Annotated in this window: 12 protein-coding genes; 8 read left to right on the top strand and 4 right to left on the bottom strand. The window is 60.5% G+C overall.

Annotation, left to right across the window (positions count from 1 at the left end; genetic code table 11):
- Positions 1-84: 84 nt before the first annotated feature.
- Positions 85-1,137, bottom strand: a complete 1,053-nt coding sequence (locus D3Y59_RS08340; RefSeq protein ID WP_240410577.1) for a cyanophycinase — start codon at positions 1,135-1,137, stop codon at positions 85-87.
- Between the two features lie 143 nt (positions 1,138-1,280).
- Between D3Y59_RS08340 and D3Y59_RS08345 the strand changes: the two genes are divergently transcribed.
- A complete protein-coding gene (locus tag D3Y59_RS08345; protein ID WP_119444636.1) occupies positions 1,281-2,528 on the top strand; it encodes an MFS transporter in 1,248 nt (415 codons plus the stop codon).
- Between the two features lie 82 nt (positions 2,529-2,610).
- On the opposite strand, the gene D3Y59_RS08350 is transcribed toward D3Y59_RS08345, so the two are convergent.
- The gene (locus D3Y59_RS08350; RefSeq protein ID WP_119444637.1) at positions 2,611-3,345 is read right to left on the bottom strand and encodes a Bax inhibitor-1 family protein; all 735 of its coding nucleotides are present in this window, start codon (positions 3,343-3,345) and stop codon (positions 2,611-2,613) included.
- Between the two features lie 132 nt (positions 3,346-3,477).
- Between D3Y59_RS08350 and D3Y59_RS08355 the strand changes: the two genes are divergently transcribed.
- The 7 genes from D3Y59_RS08355 (at position 3,478) to D3Y59_RS08385 (ending at position 10,705) form a co-directional block, all read left to right on the top strand.
- Positions 3,478-4,506, top strand: a complete 1,029-nt coding sequence (locus D3Y59_RS08355) for an MBL fold metallo-hydrolase (RefSeq protein ID WP_119444638.1) — start codon at positions 3,478-3,480, stop codon at positions 4,504-4,506.
- 297 nt (positions 4,507-4,803) lie between these two features.
- Positions 4,804-6,324 (top strand): sodium:solute symporter, encoded by a 1,521-nt coding sequence (locus D3Y59_RS08360; protein WP_119444639.1) that lies wholly within the window; start codon positions 4,804-4,806, stop codon positions 6,322-6,324.
- Positions 6,325-6,467: 143 nt separating this feature from the next.
- Complete coding sequence (locus D3Y59_RS08365; RefSeq protein ID WP_162910642.1) at positions 6,468-6,947, top strand: energy transducer TonB; 480 nt, start codon at positions 6,468-6,470, stop codon at positions 6,945-6,947.
- Between the two features lie 96 nt (positions 6,948-7,043).
- Positions 7,044-8,894, top strand: a complete 1,851-nt coding sequence (locus D3Y59_RS08370) for an ABC transporter ATP-binding protein (protein ID WP_119444641.1) — start codon at positions 7,044-7,046, stop codon at positions 8,892-8,894.
- A 56-nt stretch (positions 8,895-8,950) separates the two neighbouring features.
- Positions 8,951-9,454 carry a hypothetical protein gene (locus tag D3Y59_RS08375; protein WP_162910643.1) on the top strand — a complete coding sequence of 168 codons (504 nt, stop codon included), beginning with the start codon at positions 8,951-8,953 and terminating at the stop codon, positions 9,452-9,454.
- 21 nt (positions 9,455-9,475) lie between these two features.
- On the top strand, positions 9,476-9,724 hold the full coding sequence (locus D3Y59_RS08380; RefSeq protein ID WP_162910644.1) for a hypothetical protein: 249 nt from the start codon (positions 9,476-9,478) through the stop codon (positions 9,722-9,724).
- Positions 9,725-9,820: 96 nt separating this feature from the next.
- Positions 9,821-10,705 carry a DUF2911 domain-containing protein gene (locus D3Y59_RS08385; RefSeq protein ID WP_119444644.1) on the top strand — a complete coding sequence of 295 codons (885 nt, stop codon included), beginning with the start codon at positions 9,821-9,823 and terminating at the stop codon, positions 10,703-10,705.
- A gap of 324 nt (positions 10,706-11,029) precedes the next feature.
- Here D3Y59_RS08385 and D3Y59_RS08390 read toward each other — a convergent pair whose 3' ends face one another.
- Together D3Y59_RS08390 and D3Y59_RS18270 are read right to left on the bottom strand one after the other, a co-directional pair.
- The gene (locus D3Y59_RS08390) at positions 11,030-12,754 is read right to left on the bottom strand and encodes a sodium:solute symporter (RefSeq protein WP_119444645.1); all 1,725 of its coding nucleotides are present in this window, start codon (positions 12,752-12,754) and stop codon (positions 11,030-11,032) included.
- On the bottom strand, positions 12,751-12,891 hold the full coding sequence (locus D3Y59_RS18270) for a hypothetical protein (RefSeq protein WP_162910645.1): 141 nt from the start codon (positions 12,889-12,891) through the stop codon (positions 12,751-12,753). The genes D3Y59_RS08390 and D3Y59_RS18270 overlap by 4 nt, the downstream gene beginning before the upstream one ends.

Here is a 12,891-nt window from a genome sequence, read left to right on the forward strand (position 1 = left end):
AACAGCGCCCGGCTTAGCCGGGCGCTGTTGTATGCCTAGGTACGGCGGAGGCTGCAGCCATTAGGAGCAATTCCAATACGCGCCTCAATACGACAACCCAAACGCGCCGCGGTCGGCGTAGTAGTACTGCCAACTGCCCCCGCTACCGCTGCTCCAGGTGCTCAGGTTAAAGGTATTGCTGCCGGTGCTGTTGCCCGGCACTTTGTATACCCGCACGGCCTGGCGCGCGCGGTACCAATCGAGCGGCGAGCCGCTGAGGCAACGCTCGGGCGTGTAGCCGCTGCCGTTTTGGCGGCAGAAGAACGCATAGCCGCTCCCGAACACCTTGCCGGTGCCGTTGGGCTCGATGCACACGGCCGTTTGCTCATCCACCCCAATGCCTTGCGGCAGCACCCCGTTGTCGGTGCTCATACGCGCCATAAACGTTATCAGGCGCCCACGCCGGTCGGGGTTGTTGAAGTGGGTATCGGTGATGGTATTCGAGAGGTAGGGGTTCGACAGGAAATCGTTGCGGCCAAGCGTAAGCTTGCTGTTGTAGGGGTTAGCCAGGGCTTCGCTGCTGGTAATGGTGCCACTGATGGCGGAGAAGTAGTAACTGCCCTGTATGGCACAGCCCGCCGACGTACCGCCGATGGGCACCTGCTTGGTGTTGCGCAGGTAATTCAGGGCCGATTCCACGCGGGTGTCCTTCCAAAAGTTCACGTAATTGGCCTGGTCGCCGCCCGCGATGAACACAGCCTCCGCGCCCCGGATTTTGGCTTCCACTTCGGGGTCGTTGGCGAGGGTCCGAGAGTTAATCAGCAGCGTTTCTACTGAATTAACGCCGCCAAGGCCGTAGATGTAGCTGTTGTAGGCGTTGGTGCCGGTGGCGCGCAGCACCAAAAAGTCGCCGCCGCCCGATTTGCTTACCATCCAGCGCATGGCTGCATCTACGTCGGTGCCGCCGCCCATGAGTACGGTACCGCCGCTGGTGGTGGTGGTTACGTCGGCGGCGTCGCCCACAAGGCCAAGCGTGCCGGTGGCGTCCTGCACCAGCGCGGCGGTGGGCCGGGGCGCTATTGTTTCTGCTGGCTGGCCGCAGGCGGCTAGCAATACGAGCATGGCGGCTAACAGCCGCGGCGTAAAGCGGTGCAACATAGAACAGGGTTTTGGTTAACGGAAAAAGAACGAAGCTCCCGGGCAGCAAGGCTGTAAGCTGAGCCGGGACATTACTCCCTACTCCCCGCGTGGCCCGGTGGTTGCCCGCAACGCCTTTGCTCTCGGCACGTTATAATTTTTCCATGCCCCGCTCCGACCACCGTCTCCGCCTTATCTACGCCATTATCCTCATCGATGTGGTAGCCGGTGCGGCCCTAGGTCCGGTAATGCCCGAGTTTGTGCGGGGGCTGCCACGGCCGCAGTTGTGGCTGTCGTTGGGCGTTGGGTTGTTCCTGGGCATTCAGCTGTTTTCGGCGCCGCTGCTCGGTAAGCTTTCCGATGGGTACGGCAGGCGACCCGTGCTGATTTTGTCGGCCATTGGTACGCTGGCGGCCAACTGCCTGCTGTGGCCGGTGCGGGCGGGCTTGTACTTTGCCAACCGCGTGTCGGATGGGCTTACCAACGGCATGTACGCCACCATCCGCTCGGCCATTACCGACCTCTCCCCGCCCGAGCGTCTCTTCCGCAACCTAGGGTTCGAAGGCGCCATTGTGTCGTTGGGCTTCGTGCTAGGTCCCATGGCCTCGGGGCTGCTGCTGACGACGTTTGATGTGGAGCCCGCGCGGCAAGTGCAGGTAGTGGTGGGCTTGGGCATTGGGCTAGCCCTGCTAAACGTGGGTTTGAGCTGCATTTTGCGCGAGCCGCACCCGCAGCACACCGGCGTAAGCCGCAGCGCCCTAGGTGCCGCCGTGGCCGAGGCCCTGCACTTGCCTTCACTTTGGCACCGCCTCAAGGCCAAAAACCAATTGCACCCCGGCTTGCTGCAGCTGGTAGCTACGCAGGCTTTGTTCACGCTGAGCATCGGCTGCTACTACTACTTTGTGCCCTACATCAGTTTGGGCGAGCTGCGCATGGATGCCCGCGCCATTTCGTACTTCTTCATGTTTTTCGGGGCGCTCAGCATTGCCATCAACTACGGCTTTTTCGGGCTGGTTGCCGACCGCATCAACCAGCGGCGGGCCGTACAATGGTTTGCTACCCTAGGTGTGCCGGTGCTGCTGGCCTACGGGTTGGTGGGCAGTTCGCGGCTGGCCTTGTACAGCATCGTGGTGTTCGACTGCCTCACTCTTTCCCTTATTCAGGGCTTACTCGAGGGCCTGATTGCCCGGCGCACCACCTCCGCCGACCGCGGCGAAATATTCGGCCTCAACCAAGCCGTGCAAGGCTTGGCCAGCTTTGCCTCTACTTTGGTGTTTGCCGCACTTTCGGCCTTCGATCTGCGCTTGCCGTGGTTGTGGTTTGCGCTGTGCCTGGCGGGCGTAGCCTGGCTGATGAGCCGGCACGTCAACACCCCCGAACCTGATCCGGAGCCCGCCAACGCCCTCAGCTGATTGTTATCAAACAGCAACCCCGGCTAGTGCCTTGCACCAGCCGGCGTTGCTTTATTAGCGAGTTTAGCGCGTTCGGCCTCGCTTAAATAGAAATGCCCGTGAAGCTCAGCAAGCTCAGGAACAGGCACAGCAAATTGAAGTACAAGCCAAAGGCGCTGCGCACCGCTACTTTGCGGTCGGTGTTTTCGTCGCCCAAACCAATAAAGGTTTTGTTCTTTAGCTTGTGCGCATCGTAAGCTATCAGGGGCACAAACAACAGCACGCCGGCAAAGCTGCTCAGGCCTGCGGCGTAGGTGCTTGGCCACAGCAAGTTGGTACCTGCCGCTAAGCCCAATGCAACCAGCAGCACCAGCAGCGTACTTGCCCAATTACTCATCCGAACGCGGGCAAAGTAGCCGTACAGCATCATGGCGCCCGCGGCAGCCGAAGCCAGGAAGAAGGTTTTGCCCAACGAATACGCCGAGTACTCCCGAAACACCACGCCCAAAGCCAAGCCACCAGCCAACACGCAAGCCGCAAAAGCGGTTACCACCGCAACGGAATTTCGGTTGGCCGACCGGCGCGCTACCACCAACCCTGCTATGAACAACACCGCTACCACCACCACAAACACCCAGGCCGTGCCAAACAACAACACCTGCAACTCGGGCGAGGCAGCCACCACCATGGCCAAACCGCCCGATAAGGCGAGGGCGCCGGTTAGCCAGCCAAGTACCTGCGTCATGAAGTAAGCTTGCAAATCGGCTACTTGCTCGGCCGTTAGGGTTGCTAGTGCGGGTTGTAGCTCCTGACCTTCTTGGGGTACAATTTCTTGCATACGCAGCGGCGGAATGGCAACAGTTAAAGCGGTTGGCAAGCAATACTGATCCTAAAGTAGTTGATTGCACAGCACGTTATATGCACTTTTCAGTGTATTGCATAATTTTCTTACTTAAACCATAATTTTTGCATGCCTACAAGTCGTCGCGTCCGCAACGAGAAGCTGCGTATCGTGCGCCCCCGCTACGAGGGCAACCTGATGATCGGGCGCGCGTTCACCAACGCCAACGAGGAGCTGTACGAACCAACGTTTTCGAACGTGTTGCGCTGGAAGCTGCTGACCAAAAACCCGCAGGCCGAGGAAAAGAAACGCGACACCTGGGCGCCCGCCGTGCAGCCTTGCGCCGATGTAATAAGCCAGCGCCGCCCCGATACACTCGTGTGGCTGGGCCACGCCTCGTTTTGGTTGTGCTGGAATGGCCTCACGTTTCTGTTCGATCCGGTGTTGTTCGATTTACCGCTCATCAAGCGCCGCCACCCGCTGCCTTGCGCCCCCACCGACCTTACCGGCATCGATTACCTGCTGCTTTCGCACGGCCACCGCGACCACCTCGACGATGGCTCCATTCGGCTGTTGGCGCGGCAGAACCCCAAAATGCAAGTGCTCGGCCCGCTCGGCGCGGCCAAGTTGCTCAAGCGCACCGCCGGCACGCTGCCCCCCACGCAAGAGGCCGGCTGGTGGCAGCAGTTCGACCTAGGGCCCGCGGCGCCCATCGAGGTGTTTTACTTGCCGGCTGCGCACTGGCACCGCCGCGGCATCGGCGACCTGAACACCGTGCTGTGGGGCTCATTTTTGCTGCGCGAAGCGGCCACGGGCCGCACGCTGTACTTCGGCGGCGACTCGGCCGAGGGCCCGCACTTTTACCAAATCGAGGAGCAGTTTGGGCCCCTGGATATTGTGTTGCTGCCAATTGGGGCTTACAAACCGGCTTTCATGATGAGCCGCTCGCACATGAACCCTCACGAAGCGGCCAAAGTGTGCAACCAGCTCCGGGCCGGCCACCTCATCCCCATGCACTACGGCACCTACGACCTCTCCGACGAGCCCGCATCGGAGCCGCTGCGCTTGCTCGAGCAGATAGTAGGCGAAGGTTGGCTGAATGCCCAGCTGCACGCGCCGGCCGTAGGCGAGCCGCTTGCTATTGCCGGCATGGAGTAGCTGCCCGTGCCGTTTGTCGCAACCTGCACCTAGGGCGCCCGTGCCAACCGCCCCAGCCACGCGCCGGCGGCGCAGCCGTGGCGCAAAGCGCCGGCCGCAGAGCGCAGCGCCCCAACCCGCCCCGGCCCGGCCATTGCCTGCCGCATCCCAGAGCCAGACAAAATACCTAGGGCCCAATGCCTTAGCCAACTTCAAGCCCCGGCCGCTCGCGCGGTTGGGGCTTTTGTTTGAGCACCCGCCACCGACACCGGGCGCACATTCGCCGGAGCGTTATCTTTACAACCTACTTTCCCGCCTATGTCGCCCTCCCTCGTCCTGAGTTTGATAGCCGGCTACTTCGTCGTGCTTATCATCATTGCCTTGCTCACCTCGCGCAAGGCCACCAGCGCCTCCTTCTTCGTGGCCAACCGCAACGCCCCGTGGTACATGGTGGCCTTCGCCATGATCGGCACCTCCTTGTCGGGGGTTACGTTCGTGTCGGTGCCAGGGCAAGTGCTTTCGGGCCAGTGGAGTTACATGGGCATGGTGCTGGGCTACGTGGCCGGCTACGCGGTAATTGCCACGGTGCTGCTGCCGCTGTACTACCGCCTCAACCTCATCAGCATTTACACCTACCTGGAGCAGCGCTTTGGGTTTTGGAGCTACAAAACCGGGGCGTTTTTCTTTCTGCTTTCGCGGGCAATCGGCGCGGCGTTCCGGTTGTTTCTGGTGGCGGGCGTGCTGCAGGTTATCGTGTTCGAGCAGATGGGCGTGCCTTTCGCCGTTACCGTCACCGTTAGCATTCTGCTGATTTACCTCTACACCTTCCGCGGCGGCCTCAAAACCATTCTCTGGACCGACACTTTCCAGACCTTGGCCATGCTGCTGTGCGTCATCGTCAGCATCGGGCTGATTGGCAACGAACTAAACCTAGGGTGGGCGGGCCTGGTGCAAACCGTGCGCGAGTCGCCGCTATCGGAAACGTTCTTCTTCGCCGATGCCAACGACAAGAAGTACTTCTGGAAGCTGTTCGCGGCCGGCATGTTCATCACCATCACCATGACGGGCCTCGACCAGGACCTGATGCAGAAGAACCTCAGCTGCCGTAACCTGCGCGACGCCCAGAAGAACATGTTCTGGTTTACGCTCACGCTGGTGTTCGTCAACCTGCTGTTCCTTTCCCTAGGTGTGCTGCTGTACAAGTTTGCCGAGGTGAAGGGCATTGCCCTCGACCAGATTCCTAGCTTGCTCAACGCCAAGGGCAACCTCGATACCGACAAGGTTTTTCCCTACTTGGCTACCACGCATTTCTCGCTGTTTGCGGGCGTAGTGTTCGTGCTGGGCATCATTGCCGTAACCTACGCCTCGGCCGACTCGGCCCTTACGGCCCTTACCACCTCCTTTTGCGTCGACTTCCTCAACATCAGCCGCTACCCCGAGGCCAAGCAAAAAACCATGCGCCAGGCCGCGCATTTGGCCTTCACGGTGGTGCTGATCGTGATTATCCTCATCTTCCGCGCCCTCAACGACCAGAACGTGGTATCGGCCGTGTTCGATGCGGCGGGCTACACCTACGGGCCGCTGCTGGGCCTCTACGCCTTTGGCCTGTACACCCGCCGCCGGCCGCAGGATACCTGGGTACCCATCATCTGCGTGCTGTCGCCCATTATCACGTGGGCCCTGGTAAAGAACTCGGCAGCGTGGTTTGGCGGCTACGAAATCGGCTTCGAAAAACTCATTTACAACGGCCTGCTCACCTTTATGGGCCTGTGGCTGATTTCGCGCAAAGCAGAGGTTGAAGAGGCAGTGAACCCCATAGCCCGCGAATTGGTTAGCTAGGGCGTACCTTTGCGCCCGCAGCGCGGAGCTCCCGCTTCGCGTATTGCTGCATCGGTACCGTTAATGCGTTATCGTTCAGCCATACGCGAAGCGGGAGCTTGCCTTTGCCAACCCTGCGGTTCGCGCTACCTTTTGCCTTGCCCGTGAGATATCACCTACTCTTCCTCTTCTCGCTGCTCGCTTGCGCCGCCTCGGCGCAAACTACCCCGGCGGCCTCGGCCAAGCAGCCCACGGTGCTGCGCCCGGGTCACATGCAGGCGCAAGCGCGCCCGGCGGCCAACCGCCCCGATGTGGCGCCGCAGTTTCCGGGCGGCCAGCGGGCCCTAGGTCAGTTTGTGCAAGAGCAGGTGCAGTACCCCGAGGCAGCGCGCAGCAAGCAGCTCAGCGGCAACGTGCTCACTACCTTTGTGATAGCCGCCGATGGCAAAGTAACCCAACCCAAAGTGGTGCAGGGCCTCTCGCCCGAATGCGACGCCGAAGCCCTGCGGGTGCTAAGCCTGATGCCCGCTTGGAAGCCTGCCACCCGCAAAGGCCAGCCCGTAGCCGTGCAAGTGCAGGTGCCCATCCCGTTCGGCAACTCTGCCACGCTGCAGGTACAGAAGAGTAAAGTAAAGTTTGAATAGAAGGAGTTAGGAGCTGGGAGTTAGAAGCTAGAAGCTAGGTTACGGACCCGCTAATAGCTCCTCACTCCTGACTCCTAGCTCCTAGCTCCTGAATACATGGCAGCCAGAAGCGGATTGAATACGAGCGGTACAGCAGATGCCGAAGTACCCAAAGTCAAGCTTACTAAAGAGAGCTTCAAGCGCGGCCTGCGGATCTTCCGCTTTGTGCTGCCTTACAAGGCGCCGTTTATAGCGGGCCTGCTGCTGCTGCTGCTCAGCAGCGTATCCACGATGGTAATGCCCAAAATGCTGGGCTACCTCGTCAACATTGCCAATCACCAAACCAATTCGCTGCCGGCGTTTCTGCCCAAAACCATTACCGGCATTGCGCTGGTGCTGTTTGGGGTAGTGCTGCTGCAGGGCGTGTTTTCCTTTTTCCGCATCTTCTTCTTTGCGCGGGTAAGCGAGTTTACCGTGCGCGATATTCGTCGCACGCTCTACCAAAAGCTCGTTACGCTGCCCATCCCGTTTTTCGAGCAGCGCCGCGTGGGCGAAATCACTTCCCGTCTGACCTCTGACGTGGCCAACATTCAGGACACGTTTACGCTGACGCTGGCCGAGTTTATGCGCCAGATTCTGACGCTGCTCGCGGGCGTGGCCTTCATCATGTGGGAGTCGTGGCGGTTGTCGCTGTTTATGCTGGCTACATTTCCGCCGTTGGTGCTGCTGGCTTTTTTGTTTGGCCGCAGCATCCGCAAGTTGTCCAAGCAAACCCAGGACGAGCTGGCCAAGACCAACGTCATCGTGGAGGAAACGATGCAGGGCATCAACTCGGTAAAGGCATTTACGAGCGAGCAGCACGAAGTAAACCGCTACGGCGCCGGCCTCAACCGCACCGTGCAAGCGGCCCTGAAAGCCAGCGTGTTCCGCGGGGGCTTTGTGTCGTTCATCATCGTGGCCATTTTTGGCGGCATTTTCCTGGTGCTGTGGCGCGGTGCCACCTACGTGGAGCTGCCGAGCACCGATCCGCGCCACCTCGACATGGGCGACCTGGTGTCGTTTATTCTCTACACCATGTTCATCGGCGCCTCGGTGGCGGGTTTGGGCGAGATGTACGGCAAAATCCAGAGCAGCCTAGGTGCTTCGGAGCGTATTTTGGAAATCCTCGACGAGCAGTCGGAGCCGGTGCACGCCACCAAGCCGGCCGGCGTAGCCCCGGTGCAACTGCGCGGCGACATTGAGTACGCCAACGTGCAGTTCCGCTACCCCACGCGCCCCGATTTGGCCGTGCTCAAGGACATCAACTTCCGCATCGAAGCCGGCGAAAAGGTGGCGTTGGTAGGCCCGTCGGGAGCAGGCAAAAGCACCATCGTGCAATTGCTCATGCATTTCTACAAGCTCAGCGGCGGACACATCCGCATCGATGGCTACGATCTGAATCAGATCGACTTGACCGACCTGCGCCGCAACATCGGCATCGTGCCGCAGGAAACCCTGTTGTTCGGCGGCACCATTCGCGAAAACATCCTCTACGGCCGCCCCGATGCTGCCGAGGCCGATGTGGTTGACGCCGCACGCCGCGCCAACGCCTGGCAGTTCATTCAGTCGTTCCCAGAAGGGCTCGACACCGTGGTGGGCGAACGAGGCATTAAACTTTCGGGTGGGCAGCGCCAGCGCATTGCCATTGCCCGCGCCATCCTGAAAAACCCGGCCATTCTGCTCCTCGACGAAGCCACCTCGGCCCTCGACTCGGAAAGCGAGAAGCTGGTGCAGCAGGCTATGGACGAGCTGATGCAGAACCGCACCAGCATCATCATCGCGCACCGCCTCAGCACAATTCGCAAGGTTGATAAGATTCTGGTTATCGACGGCGGCCGCATCGTTGAGCAAGGTTCGCACGAAGAGCTAAGCGAAAACGAGAACGGCCTGTACGCCAACCTGCTGAAGTTGCAGTTTGAGCTGACCTAGGGTTAGCATTTACCTGTCATCAGCCCAAATCGGCTGCCTGTGGCTAACTTGGCCGCATGCAGCCGATTGTTGTTTCTGGAGTGCGGGTACCATTTGCCGATTACCGCCGGCTTTACTTCTCGCTTACATACCGCTCGATGATGTATTTCGCGGTGCCGCTGGTTATTGTGGTGGGCATCATCATTGCCCTGGCCAACGTGAAATACCTCGCTACGCCTTGGTTCTACGGGCCGCCGTTGGTGCTGGTGCTGGCTCTGGTTACGGCGGGGCTGGTGTACTACCTAGGGCAAATCAGAAAAAGCTACGAGGACTCGGGCTTGGCCAACGACGCGCTCGATTACACCTTCGAGCCGAAGCGCATAACCGTAACCGGCCGGCACAGCAATCCGCTCGAAGTGCGCTGGGACACCATCAGCGAAGCCCAGCGGCGCAACAATTGGTTGCTGCTTACCACCACCGCGCCGGCCACGCACCTCATCGACCTAGGCCGCCTGCAAGCCCCGGCTACCGAGGCCGCGCTGCTGCAACTGCTGGCCGACAAAGGCATAGCCCTGAAGTAAGTTCGGTTGGCACCCAAGCCCATGCAAACCCGCGTAACGGCCACTTTCAACGAAAACTACCTCGACGTTGAAACCGTGCGCCGCCTGTTTTACGAGTGCCTCGATGCCGATGCCCGCGTAAGCCGCGGCCGCAACCTAGGGCGCAACACGGTGTCGTTTGTGGTGTATGGCTACCACACCGAGCAGTCGTTGTTCCGGTTTCACCGCCTGCTGCACCACCACGACCCGTTTGCCCGCTTGCTGGTGGATGGCCGGGTGTACGCGGTCTGAAACCACCTAGGCCAACAGCGTTAGCAAAAACCCCGCGCCGCATTGCGCGAAAACCGTACTTTTACCGCAGCTAATCAACCCTCTCTACCCATCCCTATGTTGCTAAAGAACCGGACTTCGCTCCTGGCGGGCACCGCACTGGCAGGCGCAATCCTTTTCTCGGCTCCGGCCGCTCAAGCCCAGCTCAGCACCCCCGCTGCCAGCCCCAAAAGCACCGTGCAGCAGCGCGTGGGCCTCACCGATGTAACCCTGACCTACTCGCGTCCCAGCGCCAAAGGCCGCACGGTGTTCGGTACGCTGGTACCTTTCGGCCGCCGCTGGCGCACGGGTGCCAACCAAACCACCACCATCAAGTTTTCCGACGAGGTAACGGTGGAGGGCAAAAAGGTGCCGGCCGGCGAGTACGGCATCTACACCATCCCGAACAAAACGGAGTGGCTGGTTGTGCTGAACAAAGACACCAAGCGCGGCGCCGACGTGGAGAACTTCAAGGACGACCAGGACGTGGCGCGCTTCTCCATTAAGCCTTACAAAGTGCCCTCGAAGGTGGAAACCTTCACCATGAACTTCACCGACCTCACCCCCGCCACCGCCAACGTGGACATGCAGTGGGAAATGACCGGTGCCAAGTTCAAAATCACCTCCGACGTGGAGCCCAAAGTAATGGCCCAGATCGAGGAGAAGGTACTCAAGAACGCCAACCCGAGCGCCAACGACATGGCCGCCGCGGCCGTGTACTACTACGACAACAACAAGGACCAGAAGCAGGCCTTGGAGTGGATGCAGAAGGTAAACGCCAACGAGCCGAAGTTTTGGAACGTGCACACCGAAGCCAAAATCCGGATGAAAATGAAGGATTACAAAGGTGCCGTTACGGCCGCTGAGCAGTCGCGCAAACTCGCCCTCGACGCCAAGAACGCCGACTACGTGAAAATGAACGAAGACCTGATTGTAGAAGCCAAGAAAGTTGGCAAGCTGTAATCGGTAATTTCGCTGAAGCTCAATACAACGGCCCGGCTGCTATGGCAGCCGGGCCGTTGTGCGTTTTTATGTAGCGCGGAAATCCGTTCCGCGACGCGCCCTGGGCGCGTATGTTCTCATGCGCTGTACCGGATACGCGCCTGCAGCGCGTCGCGGAACCGAAGGTCGGCGTAGCCAACGGATTTCCGCGCTACACCGGCGCGGCGGCTAAGGCGCGAGCCGCAGCCGCCGCAATCGTTGCTGACGGCCGCGCCGCCGTGGCTCCCCCTCTCTACGATGTCGCGCATCGAGCGAGGGAAGGGGGCTGGGGGGTGAGGCCATGCCCTAGGTCGCCAAACTGGGCTGGGCGTCCGGCACCGGCTCAGGCCGCAATTTCTGCAGTAGCTCGGCCAGCAGCATCACGGCAAAGCACCCCAGAATGTTGTACCACAGGTAGGCGATGTCCGTCAGCCAAAAGGCCAGCACCGTAGCTATTTGGGTAAGCACGGCCGCCCAAAACACGGCCCGGCCGTGTACGTGCTTCTGAAAAAACGCCACCGCAAAAATGCCCAGGATGGTACCGTAGAACAACGACCCCAGGATGTTGACGGCCTGAATGAGGTTTTCCATGCGGCTGGCAAACAGCGCGAAACCCACGCCCAAGGTGCCCCACGCCACCGTGGCCCAGCGCGAAACCCGCACCAAGTGCGCTTCGGTGCAGTGCTGCCGGCGCGTAAATGGTCGGTACAGGTCGATGAGGGTGGTTGAACCTAGGGAGTTGAGCCCCCCGGCGGCACTGCTCATGGCGGCGCTTAGCACCACGGCCACCAGCAGCCCCACCAGCCCACGCGGCAAGTAGCGCAGCACAAACGAGATGAACACGTAGTCGGTATCCTTGCTATCGGCCGCCGGATCGGCTTGTTTCACCAGCTCCTGCCACGATTTCCGCAGGCCGCCGGCAGCGGCTTGGGTGGTTTGCAGCCGCTGCTGGGCGGCAACCTGCAGCTGCGCATCGTTGCTTTGGCGAGCGGCTACCAAGGCCGTGGCTGCCTCTTGCTGTGCTATTTGCACCTCAGCGTGCTTGCTTTCGAGCTGGCGCGCCTCCGCCGAAAGGGCCGGGTTGCTCATCACCTTCTCGTACACAGGCCGGTTGAAGGTGAGCGGCGCTGGCTGAAACAAGTAAAACACGAACAGCAGTACCCCAATCAGCAAAATGCCAAACTGCATGGGCACCTTAATGAGCCCGTTCATCAGCAAACCTAGGCGGCTTTGCGTGATGCTTTGGCCCGAGAGGTAACGCTGCACCTGGCTTTGGTCGGTACCGAAGTACGACAAGGCGAGGAACAAGCCGCCCGTCATGCCCGTCCAGAAGTTGTAGCGGTTCTGCCAGTCGAAGCTGAAATCGACGAGGTTGAGCTTGCCCATGCGGCCGGCCACGTGCATGGCATCGGCAAAACCTACCTGCGGCGGCAGGTAGTGCACCAGCAAATAGCCCGCAATGGCCATTCCGCTGAAAATAACCGCCACTTGCCCCTGCTGCGTTACCGTTACGGCCCGGGTGCCCCCGCTCACGGTGTAACCAATGATGGCGGCACCTAGGAGACACACCGTAACGGTGGTGTTCCAGCCCAAAATGGCCGACAGCACCAAGGCCGGCGCGTACAACGAAAGGCCATTGCTAAGCCCCCGTTGCAGCAAAAAAAGCCCCGCCGCCAAGGTGCGCGTGCGTTTATCGAAGCGACGCTGCAGGTACTCGTAGGCCGTGTACACGCGCAGCCGGTGATAAATGGGCACCGCCACAATGGCAATAAGCACCATGGCCACCGGCAGGCCGAAATAGAACTGGATAAAGCGCATGCCATCGGCAAAGGCTTGGCCCGGCGTGCTCAGGAACGTGATGGCCGAAGCCTGCGTGGCAATAATGCTGAGGCCCACGCCCCACCAGCGCGTTTGCCGCCCGCCCAGCAGGTAGCCATCGAGCGAGGAGCCAGCCGTGCGGGTGCGCCACGTGCCGTAGCCGATAATAAACGCCAAGGTGCCCGTAAGCACCAGCCAATCGAGCGCACTCACGTTGCAAACCAGCGGCTAAGCCACACAAACACCCCAATTTCGGCAGCCAATGCTCCCAGCACCAGCCAGTACCACGCCCGCCACGAGGGTAGCAGCGGTGGTTGGGTATCGGAGTGCGATTGAGTGGAATGCGGCAT

Origin of the sequence: Hymenobacter oligotrophus, from assembly GCF_003574965.1 — a bacterium.
Lineage (GTDB): Bacteria > Bacteroidota > Bacteroidia > Cytophagales > Hymenobacteraceae > Solirubrum > Solirubrum oligotrophum.